This window comes from Pullulanibacillus pueri, assembly GCF_014639255.1.
GTDB classification, from domain to species: domain Bacteria; phylum Bacillota; class Bacilli; order Bacillales; family Sporolactobacillaceae; genus Pullulanibacillus; species Pullulanibacillus pueri.
The window spans coordinates 100,110-118,454 of record NZ_BMFV01000009.1; the positions used below are offsets into that span (position 1 = coordinate 100,110).

Sequence of the window (18,345 nt, forward strand, 5' to 3'; positions counted from 1 at the left end):
GTTTTATACTTGATGTAAGCTTTGTACGACTTAAAGGGGGATGTGTTTTTATGTTTGATCAATCCTTTGTAAAAGATTTAACAAAGTTTTTCTACAATAGGGAAGGGCGAGTAACAGAGTCAAATACCTATTACTACGAGATTGAAAAGTTCTTGGCCGGTAAAATAAGTCGTGACGATTTCTTAGAATTGGAGGTGATGATTAATAATTTATCATCGGAAGGACAATTTCAAAGTTTTAAGAAGGGATTCCAAGATGGGATGAAAATGATGGCATTCATGGAATGTCAATTATAATTAGTAAATTTTTCTGATATAGGCCCTGGGTATACATCTTATCCTCTTAAGCACGATAAAAGGATGGGATAAGAAAAAACACAAGCCGTAATACCCGTGTAAGGGTATGCAATCAACAACGTATAAAAACCGGGAAGAAAATCCGAGGCCGTTGAAAAAGTCTCCTTTAAAACAAGATGTTGTTTGAGAGGTTGATTTACGCTACAGGTCGCTCGCTTTCCTCATGCCCACAGGATGTGGGTAGGATCGGTGTTGTCACAGGACGTGACGATTTTAACCGATCGTCCTTAGTGGCCTCAGCTCACTTGGGAATGGGATATTTGTTTTCCCAAGCGGATCTTCTCATATTTTATTGAGGGTTTCTGCCTTTTTAATTAATAATAAAAGTCACTAAGCGAAGCGAGTGGTTATGGTGATTTCCAAACAACAGTCATTAAAGTTAAATTCCTATATGGACCTCTGAAAATCCCGGTTTGCTTTTCAAAAAGAAATATAGACTGCCGAAGTCTGAAAAGACTTCGGCAGAAACATTTAAAGCATTATTCATATTTCTTTAAGACAATACTCGCGTTGTGGCCACCAAATCCAAATGAGTTGGAAAGTCCAATGGTGACATCGGCCTCTCGAGCGACGTTTGGCACGTAATCAAGATCACAGCCTTCATCAGGTTGGTCAAGATTAATAGTAGGTGGAATGATGCCTTCTTGCAAGGTTTTGATTAAGGCGATGGCTTCAGCGCCACCCCCAGCACCAAACATATGGCCTAGCATTGACTTGTTTGCGGTGACGGGGATGTTGTAGGCATCCTCTCCAAAGAGGCGTTTAATCGCCATTGTTTCAGAAAAGTCACCAGCAATAGTACTTGTCGCATGTGCACTAATCACATCAATATCTTTGGTTGTGATGTTGGCTCTTTGGAGTGCACGCTTCATTGCAAGATAAGCCCCAGTGCCTTCTGGATGAGGCGCTACGACGTGGTGAGCATCTGAGCTTGCTCCGTATCCAATAATCTCTCCATAAATAGGAGCCTCTCGTTTCAAGGCGTGCTCGAGGGATTCTAAAATTAAAACCCCAGCCCCTTCACCCATGACAAAACCATCACGATTGGCATCAAAAGGACGACTAGCCCGTGTGGGATCATCATTTCGAGAAGAGAGTGCTGTTGAATTAGTGAAACTTGCGAGCGAGATCGGCGTAATAGCGGCTTCAGCTCCACCTGCAATCATCACATCAGCATCTCCGTGGATAATTGTATTAAAGCTTTCACCAATCGACGTATTTCCGATTGAACATGCTGTGACCGGTGACATGGATGGACCTTGGGCCCCGAAGCGAATACTAATTTGAGCAGGAGCCATGTTAGCAATCATCATAGGGACTAAACTTGGGCTTACTCTTTTAGGTCCGCGCTTATTGAGTAATTCGACGTTTTCTAAAAGCGTTTGAATACCGCCGATCCCCGATCCTACATAAACACCTACCCGCTCTGGATCCGTGTTCTCTATTTTTAAACCAGAATCTTCAACGGCAATCTCAGCAGCCGCCATGGCATATTGAACAAAACGATCGTATTTTCGAGCCTCTCTTCGTCCCCAGCGACCGACGGGGTCGAAGTCCCGCACTAAACCTGCAATTTTCACCTTTGATTCTGAAACATCAAAAGTATCTATAGTTGAAATGCCGGAGTGTCCAGCAACGAGGCGATCCCAAAAGACATCTACTTCATGGCCAAGTGGAGAGATAACTCCCATTCCGGTTATTACCACTCGTTTCATAACATTACCCCTAACTTTTTTTCTCTAGTTTATCAAAATTATATCCTATTACAAGTTGTCCTTTATCCTAGTATTTATTACACTATAATAAAAGGAAGAGATCAATTAAAAAGCCCTTTGGAGTATTAATAAGGATGGAATATGTTCCTTTTGAAGGAATTTTAATGATAAAAGGCGTAAAAGAAGGGAGAGGGCGAACATCGAACGTGAAGAAAGGCTAGAAGCCCTTGCGGCATTTTTAAAGGGAAAACGGGCAAAGATACATCCCCATATGGTAGGTCTTCCAGAAGGCACGCGGAGACGGACGCCAGGATTACGGCGAGAGGAGGTTGCTCAGCTTGCGAATGTTAGTACAACCTGGTATACCTGGTTAGAACAGGGCCGAGAGATAAAAGTGTCTGATACTGTCTTAGATTCTGTGTCTAATGCTTTGCAATTAAATACGGATGAGAGAAATTATCTTTATGCCTTGGCGGTGGACAATGGCTCTAGAAGCTTGTCAATACAACAAAAGGAAATTACAATACCCCCATCTTTAAACAAGATTCTTCAAGAACTTCAATTTTGTCCAACCATCGTAACGGACAGGCGCTGTAATATTGTTGGTTGGAACAAAGCGGCTTCCCATGTGTTCGTTGAGTTTGAACACATCCCATCTGAGGAACGCAATCTTATTGAAGTTGTGTTTGCTCGAAAAGAATTAAGGGCCTTAGCCACAAATTGGGAGCATTTTGTCAAAGGGTTCCTCGCTATCTTTCGGACTTACTATGGTCATTATGTGGCAGACCCGTGGTATGCTCGATTTATTAAAAAGATGGAGAGAACTTATCCCGATTTCATACGATTATGGAACCAAAGTGAAGTTCATTCTGCTCCAGAATTGCAGATAGAGTTTCGGCATTCGAAAGCAGGTAAAATGTTCTTTAATTTGACATCATTGCAAGTTCATGGTGAAGATGATCTCAGATGCAGTGTTTATACTCCAATAGAGGATACAGACACTGAGACAAAAATCAAGCGTTTATTTGACCTTTGATGGTGTCTTTCCATGGTCCTCTGAAGCCGTTCTTTTGTTATTTTTATAGATGAAATTAATCATTTTTTTGGTTTCGATACCTTGTTTCATAATCACGATGGTATAAATGGTGGTTAAGAGTAATCCAGAAATGGCAATCCAAAATAAAGTGGTGATTTTCATTTCCTTACTAGGCATAAAAAGTGTCCTCCTTTATTCATGGGTAGGTAATTTTAAGAGTATGTGTTAGCTTGACACAATTGTTTTGAAATATTCATTTTAATTAGCTTAAATGATAAATTTAGATGAATATCTAAGGTCCTAATAAGTTTTAAAAATAAGACTGAGCCTTGTCGTGTTTTTATCGTTTGGTGTGATTCTATATAAATAAGAGGAGAGGGAAGAGCAATGGAACTCAAAGTAATGACATTTAATTTGCGCGTCGATGTTAAAGAGGATGGCATAAATGGATGGCCGAATCGGGTAGACAAGGTTGCACAGGTGATCAGTCAATCAAAACCAACCGTGGTAGGAACCCAGGAGGCCCTGCCTCATATGTTAACTGCTCTCGATTCCCAATTATCGGAGTACCATTGGTTTGGAAAATGTAGACAGGACGATGATGAGGCCAATGCCGTTTTTTATGATGCCTCTCAAGTTAACCTCCTTAAAGAAGAAACATTTTGGCTTTCGGAAACACCTGATGTGCCTGGAAGTAATGACTGGGGCAGTTTACCGAGGATATGTACATGGGCCCTTTTTGCCTCGAGGGTGGATGAAACACAACGCTTCTTAATGTTTAATACACATCTCGACCATATAAGTGAACAAGCGAGAACGAGAGGCATGCATCTCGTTTGGAAGAAAATTAAAGCGATTACTTCTGAATATCCATTTCCCTATATTTTAACGGGTGACTTTAATGCCGAGCCAAGTTCAGAAACGATTGCTTTTGCAAGAGGAGAGCGGGTCATTGAAGGTGACTATGCTGTACTTCGCGACAGTTATTCCTTCCTGGAAAATCCGATAGAAGGCGAAATAGGGTGTACCTTTCATGGATTTAAAGGAGAGAGCCAAGGTCAGCCCATTGACTATATTTTTACAAGTCCTGATATTGATATTAAGTATTCCCGTATTCTTCGGGGCCAGCAAAATGAAAGGTTTCCGTCCGATCATTACCCTGTTGAAGCCGTTGTTCACATCGGGTAAACGAGAAGCGCCTTGCCTAGAAAAAGCCACTTCCGTTTTGGAACGTGGCTTCTTTCCTGTGATGAAAATAAGATAATGATTTCCGGGTGACTTTAGCGACTAAAATATCACTGGCCAAATAGTAATTGAATGCCAACACCAATGAGAATAATAGAAAGGAGCTTAATAATCCATTTTCCAGAAAGTTTGTCTGACAGTAATGAGCCTAATTGCCCGCCGATAAATACGCCAATGCCTCCCCATAATACAATCCACCAGTCAACATTCCCGTAAGCGATTTGCGTAATGACCCCGATAGCTGAGTATAGACAAAGGGAGAATAAGGAAGTGGCTGTCGCACGGTGAGTGGCAATCTGAAAGCCATAAATTAAGATGGGAACGAGCAGCCAGCCGCCTCCAATACCTAAGTACCCTGAGGCAATACCCAATCCTAATCCAACTGCTAATAAGGCAATTATTTTTAAAGAGTGTCTCTTCTGAAGGTACTCATTCTCAGGTGCCTCTAGAGTCGCAGCAACCTCAGCATGTTTTTTCTCTTTTTTCTTGGATGGATTCCTACTGAGTAATAAGAAGAATCCCAAGAGCAGGACGATAATAGCAAAAACCATATAAAAGGTATTTGAGGATCCGATATGGTTAAGCCAAATACCTAAAAAGGTCCCTGGCGTTGCCCCGATAGCTAATAGAATGCCCATCTTATAATCAATTTTCTTTTGCCGAGCATAGCCCATAATCCCAGATAAGGAATTAATCATGACAATAACGATTCCTGTACCTGCTGCGATTTCCGTAGGAATATTGAAAAAGATAAGTAGAATAGGGACAAAAATAAACCCGCCACCGGCACCAATAAGAACCCCGTAGGCGCCACATAAAAGAGCAATGATTAATAATAGAAAATAATGAAGCAAAAGCCGTTCCCCCTAATGATGTTATACATTAAACGTAGCACTGAATGGGCAAAGGGTAAATTCACTATAATTCATAGGGTATAAGCAATCGTTATAAGCTCCTTTTTCTTCTTCTTGTGGAAATGTATATAATGAGGTTAGGAATACATATGGAATTTGGAGATGTCACACATGAATATTGAGAGTTTTAAAATCTTTTGTTTGGTGGTGGATGAAGGGAGTATTAGTCAGGCTGCCCGGTTAGCCTTTATTTCACAGCCCGCTGTCACGAAGCAAATTCATCAATTAGAAGATTATTATGGCACATTACTTTTTGATCGAACGAAAGGGGGGAAACTGGCGGTTACTGAATTTGGCCGGCGGCTATATCCCTATGCAAGTTCAATCGTCAATGAATTCTCTCATTCGAAAGAAGCGATCAAGCAGCTTCTAAATCATCAAAAGACCCATCTTAGGGTTGGTGCTTCTTTAACGATAGGGGAATATTTGCTTCCAAGACTTTTAGGTGACTTTAGAAAAAAGGTCCCTGAAGTTAATGTGTCTTTAAGTATAGGCAATACCCCGCGGATTATTGAGGAGTTGGAAAACAACGTAATTGATCTGGCGCTCGTTGAGGGTGGCATTGAAAATAAGGAGCTCTCCATTGAGCAGTTCGGCGAGGATGAGTTGATTTTAATTTATCCCCCGCATTATTCATGGAAGTCGCAAGCGGAAATTTCAATTGAAAATTTAATAGACGAGAAGATGATCTGGCGTGAGCCGACATCTGGGACCCGCATTATAATAGAGAACACCTTAAAGGCAGCCGGTGTGGCCGGTAAAATTCAAAATTTTATGGAACTAGGGAGTACGCAAGCCATTAAGGGTGCTGTTGAGGCGGGGCTGGGGATCAGCATTTTGTCTCGGTTAGCCGTTGCCCGCGAACTACAACAAGGTTTGCTAAGGGAAGTTAAGATCAAAGGCATTGAATTCAAACGTGAACTGTGGATGGTTAAAAAGCCAAAACGTTTTTATCAGCACGAGATGAATCAGTTTATTGAGTTTGTTAGTCGTGTCTCCACTCATTGACTATAACAAATGTAGCCACAAAAAGTCCTGAACTGTTCAGTAATGCGCATCCGAAAGTTACCGTTTTTGTTTATGGGGAGGCTCCGTCAAGACACTTTGCTTTCCTAAGTTGCGCTTTTCATGAAAAAAGAGTGCCTATCTCTGTCATATGTCCATCCATCATAAAGGCCTTGGGAGACTTCGTTGTTAAACGTTTAAACATTCGTGAGAAGTATGAGGCATCATAGTAGCCCAGATAGTTTGCAATCGCGGCAATGGTCATGTCCGAATGGAGCAATAGGTTACAAGCTTCGATGATTCTTAATTGATGGATATATTGGATGGGCGCTTTACCTGTGACCTCCTTGAACACTGAGATTGTATAGTTGGGTGAACGGTGAATGAGCTTTGCCAATTGCTCAATTTCAATGGTTTCGCGATAATTGTCTAATAGATATTGTTTCATAATTTGGGCATAGCGTAACTTCATGGGAGTGACAGTAGGATGATCTTTTTCCCGTGCGAGCATTCCGATTAATTCTTGAAGAATGCCCTTGCAAATATATGAACGGTGTTCTTTATTCCCTCTTAATTCTGCATAAAGTCGCTCGCAGCGATGTTTAACATACTCAAAATGGCGTGTTTTCAACTTGAAGAACTGATTTCTTCTAAGGAATGAGATTTCCTCGTTATCTTCCTGGTCATGGTTAAACAAAACTGTATATTTTTGATGTGGCCTCGCTTCATAATTTTCACCTGCGCGTTTTGTAGTCTGTGGAATGAACAGCACGTCACCACTCTCTGCAACAATTTGTTTTCCATTTACGGTATACAGTGCTTTTCCTTGGACGATAAGAACAAGGACATTAAAGTTGATGATTTCCATATGAGTCCGCCAGTTTGGGATAAAATTATCGAAGTTAACAGAATTAAATGATAGCACCCGCATAGCCCCCTTAATTACCCTTTTATATTCCTTTTTATAAAATTCAATACATGCAGATTTTCTATTCAATCGAAATAAGTTAAATTATACATTAAATCGTAGAATCGTACATGGAACGGACAGTACAGTTCACCTATAATTATGAAAGAAGATAGGATTAAGGATTGCTATATTACATATTTAAAGCGATGTCATTGTATCACTTGATTTTGACAAAGGAGAGAAATACATTGCGAGTACTTTTTTTAGATTTAGATTCGACAAGTGCTGAACATTTGGGATGTTATGGTTATCACCGAAATACTTCACCTAATATTGACCGCATAGCAGAGGAAGGGGTGCGTTTTACAAATTATTATACTTCGGATGCCCCTTGCTTTCCATCACGAACAGCATTAATGACAGGTCAATTTGGGATCCATAATGGTGTTGTGGGGCATGGGGGAACGGCTGGAGATGTGCGTCATGAGGGCATTCATCGTGATTTCCGTGACCGATTAGCGAGTGAAAGTTTTCCCGCTTTATTCCGTTCAGCTGGGATGAAGACAGCTCTCGTCAGTCCTTTTGGCGAAAGACACTCGGCGTGGACCTTCTATGCGGGCTTTAATGAAATCTATAATACGGGTAAAGGCGGTATGGAGTCCGCCGAAGAAGTGACACCAACCGTTCTTAATTGGATCGAGAATAATGGCAATCAAGATGATTGGTTATTATATGTGAATTATTGGGATCCCCACACGCCATATAGAGCGCCAGAGGATTTAGGTAATCCCTTTGCGGATGATCCCCTACCGGCATGGTTAACAGATGAGGTGCTTGAGGAGCATAAGAAAAAAGTGGGGCCTCATAGTGTTCATGAAATTAATATGTATGATAATGGGACGAATCCTCAATTTCCACGTTTTCCAGGTGAAATTAAGGATCGTCGGGATTTAAGGAAAATGATTGATGGATATGATACAGGAATTCGTCATATGGATCATCATATTGGCCAACTGTTTGAACAGTTAGAGAAGCAAGGGCTTATGGAAGATCTCGTTATTATTATAACGGCGGATCATGGTGAAAATGTCGGTGAATTAGGAATCTACGGAGAGCATGGCACAGCGGATCAAGGGACCTGTCGCATTCCCATGATTATTCGTTGGCCTGGGGCAGTACATGGTCATGTTGATGAAGGGTTCCATTACCATCTTGATTTACCCCCAACCATCGCTGAAATGCTCGGAAAAGAACCTGCTCCATCATGGGATGGTCAAAGCTATGCCCCTGTGCTTCAAAAGGGAGAAGACGCTGGGCGTGAGTTTCTTGTTGTTTCTCAATGTGCTCATGTATGTCAGAGAAGTGTGCGATTCGGAGATTGGCTTTATATTCGTACTTATCATGATGGCTATCATCTTTTTAATAAAGAAATGCTCTTTAACATTAAAGATGATGTTTACGAGCAACATGATCTGGCGAAGGAAAGACCGGATCTTTGCCGCGAGGCGGTTTATTATCTCAATGAGTGGCATGATGATATGATGCAAACGATGACCTTCGATATCGATCCTTTATGGACAGTCATTCAAGAAGGTGGGCCATATCACGCGAAGGGGAATCTCAAACGCTATGTGAAACGGCTAGAAGAAACAGGAAGAGGTCGCTTTGTGCCGGAGCTTATGAAGCGTCATCCACGGGAATTTGAGTAACCTTAACTAAAAGAGAATCCGATGAGGGGGAGTTTCCCTTATCGGATTCTTCTTACTTTTGTTACAATAATAATATAGAGTACAAGTTAAGGAGGTTAGGCATGGGGACAAGTGAAAATAAAGTCATAGATCAAAAAGTAACATCATGTTGTTGTAGTGTCCAAAGGCCCACTGAGTCTAAACAGTCGAATGCTAAAAAAATGGATGAACAGGCAACGCATCAAAAGGTTCAAGAGACAAAAGAAGGGATGGTTTATATTCCAGGAGGGGACTTTATGATGGGGACGAACAGTGGTGAAGGCTTTCCCGCTGATGGAGAAGGGCCGATGCGGAAGGTCACTGTTAAGCCTTTTTATATTGATGCCTGTACGGTGACGAATGCCCAATTTAAAGCCTTTGTTGAGGCAACGGGGTATCAAACAGAGGCCGAGGTCTTTGGTGATTCTTTTGTTTTTTATCATTTTATTTCAAAAGAAACCTTAGAGAAATATGCTCAACCGGTTCCTGGGATTCCATGGTGGCGAGCAGTTAAGGGTGCTTATTGGCGTCAACCTGAAGGACCAGATTCTAATATTGAAGAGCGTCTAGATCATCCTGTCATCCATGTTTCTTGGAATGATGCCTTAGCTTATTGTCGGTGGTCAGGTAAGCGGTTACCGACTGAAGCGGAGTGGGAATATGCAGCACGGGGAGGGCTTGAGCAAAAACGGTATCCTTGGGGGGATGAACTTACCCCTAATGGTGAACATTATTGCAATATATGGCAAGGAGAGTTTCCGAGGCTTAATACTGAAGATGACGGTTATGCGGGGACAGCGCCTGCAAAATCTTTTCATCCCAATGGCTTTGGACTTTATAATGTTTCCGGGAATGTGTGGGAGTGGTGTTCTGACTGGTTTAGTCGAAGCATTCATCGCCGCGGGGGACGTGAGAATCCTCAGGGACCTGAAACCGGTTCAGCAAGAGTGATGAGGGGTGGCTCTTATCTTTGTCATCATTCCTATTGTAATCGTTATCGAGTAGCCGCCCGTAGTTCTAATACACCGGATAGTTCAACGGGAAATATAGGTTTCCGGTGTGTAAGTGATGTTTAAGAGCAGAGATTGATCGCATCGCGAACAAGATATAAAAATAAATAAGAGGCAGGCACACCCTCTATTTTTTAGAAGCTTCTAAAATAAGAGGAATGATGCCTGTCTCTTTTATTCTTTGGTGGAATTGAGATTTAGGATAGTGTTTCGGCTAGATTCGGAATGTGAATATCGACCTCATGTCCTTCTTGAGAAGAACGAAGAATACCATCAATAATTGCTTGGTTGACAAGAATTTGTTCTGCTGGAATAGGAGCTTCTTTCCCCTCTTTGACGGCGACCACAAAATCTCTCACTTTTTCATAGAAAATATCAAGAGAATGAGATTGGACAGGAATAGAGGTGTCAACGTGTTTACCATTGATATCATGGAAGAGATCGATGGTACCAATCCCTCCATCCCACACGCCGCTCCATGGTCCTTTACCTGCAGGTGTAAGTTTCAATCCAGCTTCTGTTCCTAGGAATAAGGTTGGACCAAGAGAGTCCATGTGCATAGCCCAAGAAATTTTGAAATTAAGCACTTTACCACCTTCAAGTCTGACAAGGGCCACACCAAAATCCTCAACTTCAAATTTTTCAGCTTCTGGATGGTAGGTTGGGTTTGTCCCAAAGTGATTAGAAGTATAGGCTGAAACCGTTAAAGGCTTTGGATAATCTAAGGCATTGAGCGCTAAATCTAAGGAATAACAGCCAATATCAGCCATTGCGCCTGCACCGGCTAAATCTTTATTAATAAATGTACCTCCAGGCATGCCGCGACGTCGGCCACCGCCAGTTTGGATGTAATAGACATTTCCAAGCTGAGTTTGAACAAGTTCTTTAATGGCTTTCATATTTGGATCATAGCGAGGTTGGAATCCAACAGTGAGTATTTTTCCAGAGGCTTTTGCGGCCTGAACCATTTCGACCCCTTGGTTAAGGGTGATCGCCAAAGGCTTCTCAACCAGTACATGCTTACCCGCCATCAGTGCATCAATACTCGTACGATGATGGGCTATGTTAGGTGTGCACACACTGACACCGTCGAGATCGAGTGACAGTAACTCCTGATGATCCTCGTACCCTTTAGCATGAGGCAGTTCGAGTTGTTTAATAAAAGCATCCGCTTTACCTGGCACAATATCAGCGACTGCAACAATGTCAACATCTGACATTTTTTTATATGCCCGGGCATGTGCAGCAGCAATGCCACCGCTTCCAATTATACCAATTCTAATCTTGCTATCCATTTTGTAAAACCTCCACTTTTTATTTCTGTATATACTAAACTATTCTCTATGACTCTCTTAATGTCCTTTTTCTTAAGCGAAAGCGTTTTTATTTTTTTAAAAACCCTTCTCAATGTTTAAAGAGGATCGAGCGTTTTTTAATAACTTAAGGGTTACTTCTTTGGCTTTCACTATTAAGGTTTGATGGCAAGCTAAATTCTCTAATCATCAAGCTGTATATGCTCCATGTAATAGTCAAGAGCCTTTTGATTGTGTTGCTTTATTAGCTGTTCCGCTTCCTTAATGTCTCCCTTTTCAATCGCAGTTACAATGGCGATATGTTCGTTCTGTGATTGGGCATGGCGATGCATGAGCAGCTCGCTAAAGAAATAATTGCGGATACGCTCCCACTTATCAAGTACTCTTAATAACATTTCTTCCAATAAAGGCATATCGGCAATATCGGTAATGAGCATGTGGAATTCTGTATTTAAGTGTCCCCAAAGCTTATAATTTTCTGTTCTTATCAGCTCATTCATTTTCTCCAGCTGCCCCTTCAACTTTTCAAGTGCATCGGCAGTTACTTTTTGAATGGCGACTTTAATAGAAACGACTTCTAAAGCTTCTTTTAACATAAAGGTTTCCACTATAGACTCTGGAGAAATGGGGGAAACTACAGCACCAGTATGTGCGTTGTATTCGACGAGGTCTTCTGAATGTAAGAGTCTTAGAGCTTCACGCACGGGAATGGCACTAACAGACAAGAGGTCAGCGATTTCTTTAATGATTAATTTCTGACCGGGATTCAGCTCGCACTTCATAATAGCCCCTCGTAATACTTGGTAGACATAGTCTTGCTTACTTTTATAAGCACGAGGGCTTGGTATTGAGAATTCAAGCAATTGATTCACACCTTGAACATTTTCTATTATAGTATAACGATAAAGGATGATTGTAAAGTGGAGGTCATAGGAGGCACTAGAAGCTGTCAGAGTAGTGGGGACTAGAATTTTCAATGTAAATTTTCTGATTAGTGTTGACGTTTCAGATAGATTGCTTTATCTTAGTGAAGGATACGATGAGGTGTTAGTTTTCTTATTACATAGATAGAAGGAAAATAAAGGGGAAGAGAGTTAGTAGAACTAGAAAGTGATCGATGACTTCATTATGACTTAAGGAGCATGAAATTATGAGCGAACCTGTATTAGTATTGGAATTCCGTGGTGACATTCTAGAAAATGAGCATCATGGTGTGATCTGTGGTGTCAATGAGAAAAAAGAAGTGATCTTCCAGCAAGGAGACATTGAACATGCGACGTTTTATCGATCAGCAATGAAGCCAATACAGGCCATTCCTGTATTTAAAACAAATGTGATTGAAAAGTATGGTCTTACTTCTGAGGAAGCGGCTCTCTTTGCTGCATCGCAAAGGGGAGAAAGCTACCATCAAGAGGCCTTACAGTCGCTTTTGGACAAGCTAAATCTTTCGGAATCGCAGCTGATCTGTGAGGCATCTTATCCGTTAAATGATCAGCCAAAATTTGAACATCTTTGGAATCAGGGTGGAAAGCGCAAAATTTTTCATAATTGTTTCGGCAAGCATCTTGGACTTATGGCTGCAGCAAGAGAATCTGGCTGGGAACTGGGTCATTATTACGAGCCTGAGCATCCATTGCAACAAGAAATTCTTGATTATGTCGCTGAGTTTACTGAGGTCAATAAAGAGGATATTGGTAGGGGAACAGATGGATGTGGTGTGCCTGTTTATGCGGTACCCCTCTATAATATGGCTTTATCTTATTTAAAATTCGTTTGCCCTGAAATGATTCCGGACGAAAGGACAAGGTCCGCTGTTCAAAAGATTGGACAGGTCATGAATGAAAATCCACGGATTATTGCTTCTCATCACTTTATTTGCACGGCTTTATTAGAGGATCCTAATATTATCGCTAAAGGCGGTGCTCAGGGCGTTTATTGTTTTGCTTTAAGAAAAGAGAAATTGAGTTTTGCCTTAAAGGTATTGACTGGTTCTGAACTCGTGTGGCCGATACTGATTGCGGGCATTCTTGAGGAAATTGATTATGAAAATAAGGCGACCATTGAGCGTCTATATGAACTTCGGCCTCGCGAACTGACCAATGATAACGGAAAGACTGTTGGCTATACACTTGTCAATTTGTAAGAAAGTCATAAAGATCAAGGGAGGAAGCTGTAATGGAGGAGGCCTTTATTCAATGGGTCAACGCTGAAAATAAGGGGGGAGATCATCTTTTTAAGCAAGGTGACGCTTTTCAATATGGAGTAATGACACTTGTACACGAGCGCCCTAACCTGTTTCTTTACGTCGGGATGGAAAAGTCACTATTAACTATAGAAGATATAAGAAATATTGCTGGCGAAGTCAACAAATTTCTTCGAGGTAGGGGGGTTATACAAGCCTCTTTTTTGGCGGAGGACTTAAGTAGAGTATGTCCCGAGTGGTCAATGTCTGTACTATTTTCTGCGTTTTATGAAGGCTGGTTTCTGAGTCAGTATCAATTTAATAAATATAAGAGTAAAAAAACAAATACTTCAATTCAACTTACAATTGAAGGTGAACCGACAGAAGAATATAAACGCCTGGCATTGCATCGGAGTGAGGCTGTGAATGCTGCGCGGGACCTATGTAATGAACCTCCTAATGCGCTTAATCCTGATACTTATGATAGTCATGTTAAAGCGCTATTCAATGACACATCAGTGAATGTGACGATTTACGAAAAGGAAGATCTAAAGGATTTGCAGTTAAATGGTATTCTAGCCGTTGCGAGGGGGAGTGCCCATGCTCCAAAATTTATCCAACTTTCTTATCGCACTTTAGAGACTGCTCCGCATATTGCTCTAGTTGGAAAAGGTGTGACCTTTGACACAGGGGGAATTAATGCTAAAACGGGTGACTTTACTGATATGAAAATGGATATGGGGGGGTCAGCGGCTGTCATTGGGGCGATGAAACTTTTGAGTAACGTGAAAGCCAAGGTGAATGTCACGGCACTTATTCCTGTCGTCGATAATGTCCCGGATGCTTCAGCATTGCTTCCTTCGGAGATTATTCAATATAAAAATGGGGTTTCAGTACAGGTAGCGAATACAGATGCGGAAGGTCGTTTGATTCTTGCTGATGCCTTATTATTCGCCCAAGAATTGGGGGCGGAAATTATCTTAGATATTGCTACCTTAACGGGCTCTATTGGACATGCCTTAGGATTAAAGGTGGCTGGAGTGATGAGTGACGATGAGGCACTTTCCGAGCGATTGAAACGTATTGGTACAGAGAATGGTGATTTAATTTGGCCGCTTCCTCTGATTAAGGAATATGATGAGGAACTAAATAATCCATATGCTGATATCGCCAATGTAGGAAAATCACCTTATGGAGGAGCGATTATGGCGGCTGTCTTTTTAAATCGTTTTATTCAAAGGACGACAAGGTGGGCCCATATTGATATGGCCAATACAGTGCAGGCTTACAAGGATTTTGGCTATTATCCTCCTGGGGCTTCAGGATATGGTGTGAGGTTGTTAGCGGATTTTGTACTAGGAGAAAGTCTTATATGATAATAGAAGTGATTGTTCAAAACAGTGAGGATGCCAAGAGAGCGGAACAAGCGGGGGCGAGGCGCTTAGAATTAGTTTCAGCCATAAGTGAAGGGGGGCTGACGCCCAGCTATGGTGCCATTAAGCAAGTCATCGAAGCAGTGAACATTCCTGTTTATGTGATGTTGCGGCCACATAGCGACCACTTTTGTTATCGTTCAAGTGATTGGGCCATTATTGAAGAAGACGTTATGGTCATTCGGGATTTAGGGGCTAGCGGAATAGTGTTTGGCTGTTTGAATCCATATCAAGAAATAGATGAGCCGGGGTTGTCTCATGTTATTGATTTGGCGGGAGAATTAGGCATCACCTTTCATCGAGCCTTTGATGAAGTGGAAAATCAGGTAAAAGCTTTTGAGACCCTTTGTCATTACTCAGAATCTATTGAACGGGTGTTGACTTCTGGTGGGGCGCAAAGGGCTGAAGAAGGCGTTAGTCAGCTCCAACAGCTCCAGTTGCTCTCAAGAAAGCTTTCTGGTCCTGAAATTCTTGTCGGCTCTGGATTGAATGCCCATAATATTAGTGGAATCCATCAACGAGTCAAGGCTTCAGAATATCATTTTGGATCAGGAGTGCGCGTGCATAATTCTTTCCGCTCGCCTATTGATGTGGCACAGATACAGATGATTCGTAAAAAGTTAGAAATGAAAAATAGTGAAAGTGCCTCGTGATTATGGGGCACTTTTACATAATAAGAAGCATCACTTGCTAGGGATCACCGTTTAATATGTGACCACGGAGACAATAACTTTTTTTATTAGGTTTGTGGGGTGCGCAATCTGTAGAGATGAAGAGTAGAACAATAAGCAAGCATCCCCAAGCGTTAGAATAGAAGTCTAGTTTTCTAAAAGAATGGGGTCATAAAAAATTTCCAAGATGAATTTTTAAAAAAGGGTATTGTCAGAAATAAAACTATCATATACAATGATATGGAATCGATTTCATTTTAGTTTCATTCAATGTTGGAATCGATTTCAAGGTTAGGGTTCTTATAAGGGGGATGGGGATGGCAACCATTGAAGATGTTGCAAGATTGGCAGGCCTTTCCCGGACGACGGTTTCAAGAGTAATCAATAATCACCCTTATGTATCAGAAGAGAAACGGCAAACCGTCAGAAGCGCAATGGAGCAATTAGGGTATGTCCCTAATTCAATTGCACAACGACTGAGAACTCAGACAAATGAAACAGTTGCTGTGCTCATTCCAAGGCTATCCAATCCATTTTTTAGCCATTTAGTTGATGCGATGGAAGATATCGCGGCTCTTTATCGTTTTCAACTCATTATTTGTCAGACTAAATCGGGAAAGGAACGCGAAATTTTGTATCTCGATTGGCTGAAAACACGGCAAATTGGTGGCGTTATCTTTGCCTCAAGTGAAAATGATTGGCAGGATATTAAAAGGTATCAGCAATATGGTCCGATTCTCTTTTGTAATGAGTATCCTCCTGGTACCGAAGCCCCTATTATTCATCTGGATCAATTGCAAGGTGGATATATGGGAACACAGCATTTAATTGAACGAGGCCATACAAAAATAGGGTATTGTTACTCTGGAAGACAGAATACCAATATTAGGGACCGTTTTAAGGGACTTAAACTGGCTTTAAAGGATCATGGACTTTCTATTAAAGAAGACTGGATCTTCAAGGATGCTTATGATACGAAAGATGGCGGGCGGATATATTATGAAATAATGGCATTGAAGGACCGACCAACCGCTGTATTTACAGGTAGTGATGAAGTAGCATTAGGGATCATTGCTGAAGCGAGAAGGAATGGGACGCACGTTCCTAAAGAACTAGCGGTACTAGGCTTTGATGATCAACCTATTGCAGGATTGATGGATCCAGGAATTTCAACCGTTTATCAACCGGTTAAAGACATTGGGAAAATGGCGATGGAGCTTATGATTCAACTCATAAGAGGCGGTCACCCCGTGCAACAGATAACCGAGTTGCCTTTGCATCTCATCGTGAGGGCATCTACTTAAATTATGATTTTGTGATAACGATTTCAATTTCTGTGAAATCGATTCCAAATAACAGGAGGAAAGGTAAGAATGAAGAATTTTAAACTACTCTCAGTAATCGTTTTAGCATTATGCTTCGTTTTATCTGCTTGTGGCTCTGATAAGGGCAGTAATCAGAGTAGCAGCAGCGGTAAGGATTCAGATTCAAAAGATAAAGAGGTTACTATTGTTTATGCCCTTGGGAAGGATCCAACTCAAGGAACCACTAAGATGATTGCGGCTTTTGAGAAGGAACATCCAAATATTCATATTAAAGTCCAGGAGGAGCCGAATGACTCAGGTAAGCAACATGATGCTTATGTCACTGCTTTTAATGCCAAATCATCGGAGATTGATGTTGTAAAAATGGATACCGTTTGGCCAGCAGAGTTTGCTCAAGCAGGCTATACTTTACCCCTCGATCGTTTTATTCAAAAGGATAATGTTGACCTCAGCGCGTACAACAAAGGGGCGATAAGCGCTACTCAATTTAATGGTAAGCAATGGGCTATGCCACTTTATCTTGATGCTGGTGTCTTATTCTATCGTAAGGATATCATTGATAGCCCGCCAAAAACATGGGATGACCTTATTGCGGATGCTAAGAAGTTCCAAGGTAAAAACGGAACAAAATACGGTTTTGAATTCCAAGGGAAACAATACGAAGGTTTAGTCTGCAGTGCAGTAGAGTATCTTGGAAGCTATGGTGGGCAGTTTATTGACAGCAACGGTGATGTTTCCGTAAATACTCCTGAAACCATTAAAGGACTTAAAGAATTGAAGAAAATTGTGGATTCAGGCATCACGCCGGATAATGTCACAAACTTTGAAGAAACGGATACAGAATCATCCTTTATCGAAGGTCAAGCTGTTTTTGCACGTAACTGGCCATACATGTGGTCCTCCTCAAATGATAAAGAGAAATCAAAAGTTGTAGGCAAGGTGGGCGTTGCTCAGCTACCATCTGGTGATAAAGGCTCTGCTTCTGCTCTTGGTGGTTGGATGTTAGGCATTAACAAATATTCCAAGCACCCGCAGGAAGCTTGGGAGTTCGTGAAATTTATGACAGGTGAAGAAGGTCAAAAAATCCAAGCTATTGTTGGTGGGAAATCACCAGTGTATATGAGCCTCTATGATGATGCTGATGTTCTTAAAGCGAACCCATTCTTCAAAGAAAAAGGATTTACAGATGCCGTTGCTCATGCGACAGCACGTCCAGTCGCACCAAATTATCAAGAAATTTCAAGTATTATTCAGATTCATGTGTCCAAAATGTTGGCAGGTCAAGAAACACCAGAACAATCGGCCGCTAATATGGAAAAAGAAATGAAAGCTGCAATGAAATAATACAAAGGGCATTGGTCCTCTAAAGTTCTCTTATAGGACTGATGCCGATAATAAGGTGGTGTTTGAGTTGAAAGGTCAGGTAAAAATAAGGAAAAATTCAGACTGGAAAGCCGCCTACCTGTTAATGGCGCCGGCTCTGATCTTAATTTTTGTCATCGC

General features: G+C 41.4%; 17 protein-coding genes. 11 read left to right on the forward strand and 6 right to left on the reverse strand.

Translation table 11 applies throughout. The features are described 5' to 3' along the window. Window positions 1-50 precede the first annotated feature (50 nt). Entirely contained in the window at window positions 51-296 is a 246-nt protein-coding gene (locus IEV91_RS07925; RefSeq protein ID WP_188496887.1) for a hypothetical protein, read from the forward strand. A 539-nt stretch (window positions 297-835) separates the two neighbouring features. Here the strand turns inward: IEV91_RS07925 and fabF are convergent. Next, on the reverse strand, window positions 836-2,071 hold the full coding sequence (gene fabF / locus IEV91_RS07930; RefSeq protein ID WP_188496888.1) for a beta-ketoacyl-ACP synthase II: 1,236 nt from the start codon (window positions 2,069-2,071) through the stop codon (window positions 836-838). Window positions 2,072-2,270: 199 nt separating this feature from the next. Here fabF and IEV91_RS07935 point away from each other — a divergent pair, with 199 nt between their 5' ends. Continuing rightward, window positions 2,271-3,107, forward strand: a complete 837-nt coding sequence (locus tag IEV91_RS07935) for a helix-turn-helix transcriptional regulator (RefSeq protein ID WP_188496907.1) — start codon at window positions 2,271-2,273, stop codon at window positions 3,105-3,107. Here the strand turns inward: IEV91_RS07935 and IEV91_RS07940 are convergent. Beyond that, window positions 3,093-3,284 carry a hypothetical protein gene (locus tag IEV91_RS07940; protein ID WP_188496889.1) on the reverse strand — a complete coding sequence of 64 codons (192 nt, stop codon included), beginning with the start codon at window positions 3,282-3,284 and terminating at the stop codon, window positions 3,093-3,095. The genes IEV91_RS07935 and IEV91_RS07940 overlap by 15 nt on opposite strands. A 210-nt stretch (window positions 3,285-3,494) precedes the next feature. Between IEV91_RS07940 and IEV91_RS07945 the strand changes: the two genes are divergently transcribed. Then, on the forward strand, window positions 3,495-4,295 hold the full coding sequence (locus tag IEV91_RS07945) for an endonuclease/exonuclease/phosphatase family protein (protein WP_188496890.1): 801 nt from the start codon (window positions 3,495-3,497) through the stop codon (window positions 4,293-4,295). A gap of 107 nt (window positions 4,296-4,402) precedes the next feature. Here the strand turns inward: IEV91_RS07945 and IEV91_RS07950 are convergent, their stop codons facing one another. Continuing rightward, window positions 4,403-5,206 carry a sulfite exporter TauE/SafE family protein gene (locus tag IEV91_RS07950; protein WP_188496891.1) on the reverse strand — a complete coding sequence of 268 codons (804 nt, stop codon included), beginning with the start codon at window positions 5,204-5,206 and terminating at the stop codon, window positions 4,403-4,405. 171 nt (window positions 5,207-5,377) lie between these two features. Here IEV91_RS07950 and IEV91_RS07955 point away from each other — a divergent pair, with 171 nt between their 5' ends. Next, window positions 5,378-6,274, forward strand: a complete 897-nt coding sequence (locus IEV91_RS07955; RefSeq protein WP_188496892.1) for a LysR family transcriptional regulator — start codon at window positions 5,378-5,380, stop codon at window positions 6,272-6,274. Window positions 6,275-6,392: 118 nt separating this feature from the next. On the opposite strand, the gene IEV91_RS07960 is transcribed toward IEV91_RS07955, so the two are convergent. After that, complete coding sequence (locus IEV91_RS07960) at window positions 6,393-7,196, reverse strand: helix-turn-helix domain-containing protein (protein ID WP_188496893.1); 804 nt, start codon at window positions 7,194-7,196, stop codon at window positions 6,393-6,395. Window positions 7,197-7,429: 233 nt separating this feature from the next. On the opposite strand from IEV91_RS07960, the gene IEV91_RS07965 reads away from it, so the two are divergent. Next, on the forward strand, window positions 7,430-8,890 hold the full coding sequence (locus tag IEV91_RS07965) for a sulfatase family protein (protein ID WP_188496894.1): 1,461 nt from the start codon (window positions 7,430-7,432) through the stop codon (window positions 8,888-8,890). A gap of 101 nt (window positions 8,891-8,991) precedes the next feature. Next, on the forward strand, window positions 8,992-9,984 hold the full coding sequence (locus tag IEV91_RS07970) for a formylglycine-generating enzyme family protein (protein ID WP_373284409.1): 993 nt from the start codon (window positions 8,992-8,994) through the stop codon (window positions 9,982-9,984). Between the two features lie 131 nt (window positions 9,985-10,115). On the opposite strand, the gene IEV91_RS07975 is transcribed toward IEV91_RS07970, so the two are convergent. Beyond that, window positions 10,116-11,213: a Gfo/Idh/MocA family protein gene (locus IEV91_RS07975; protein WP_188496895.1), complete on the reverse strand. Its 1,098-nt coding sequence runs from the start codon at window positions 11,211-11,213 to the stop codon at window positions 10,116-10,118. Window positions 11,214-11,413: 200 nt separating this feature from the next. Then, entirely contained in the window at window positions 11,414-12,208 is a 795-nt protein-coding gene (locus IEV91_RS07980) for a GntR family transcriptional regulator (protein WP_188496896.1), read from the reverse strand. A gap of 173 nt (window positions 12,209-12,381) precedes the next feature. Here IEV91_RS07980 and IEV91_RS07985 point away from each other — a divergent pair, with 173 nt between their 5' ends. From IEV91_RS07985 to IEV91_RS08005, 5 genes are all read left to right on the forward strand, one after another. Then, entirely contained in the window at window positions 12,382-13,374 is a 993-nt protein-coding gene (locus tag IEV91_RS07985; protein WP_188496897.1) for an asparaginase, read from the forward strand. A 32-nt stretch (window positions 13,375-13,406) separates the two neighbouring features. Next, complete coding sequence (locus IEV91_RS07990; protein ID WP_188496898.1) at window positions 13,407-14,789, forward strand: leucyl aminopeptidase family protein; 1,383 nt, start codon at window positions 13,407-13,409, stop codon at window positions 14,787-14,789. Beyond that, window positions 14,786-15,499 (forward strand): copper homeostasis protein CutC, encoded by a 714-nt coding sequence (locus IEV91_RS07995; RefSeq protein ID WP_188496899.1) that lies wholly within the window; start codon window positions 14,786-14,788, stop codon window positions 15,497-15,499. The genes IEV91_RS07990 and IEV91_RS07995 overlap by 4 nt, the downstream gene beginning before the upstream one ends. Before the next feature lie 335 nt (window positions 15,500-15,834). After that, window positions 15,835-16,821: a LacI family DNA-binding transcriptional regulator gene (locus IEV91_RS08000; RefSeq protein WP_188496900.1), complete on the forward strand. Its 987-nt coding sequence runs from the start codon at window positions 15,835-15,837 to the stop codon at window positions 16,819-16,821. A 69-nt stretch (window positions 16,822-16,890) separates the two neighbouring features. Beyond that, entirely contained in the window at window positions 16,891-18,186 is a 1,296-nt protein-coding gene (locus IEV91_RS08005) for an ABC transporter substrate-binding protein (protein WP_188496901.1), read from the forward strand. Window positions 18,187-18,345 lie beyond the last annotated feature (159 nt).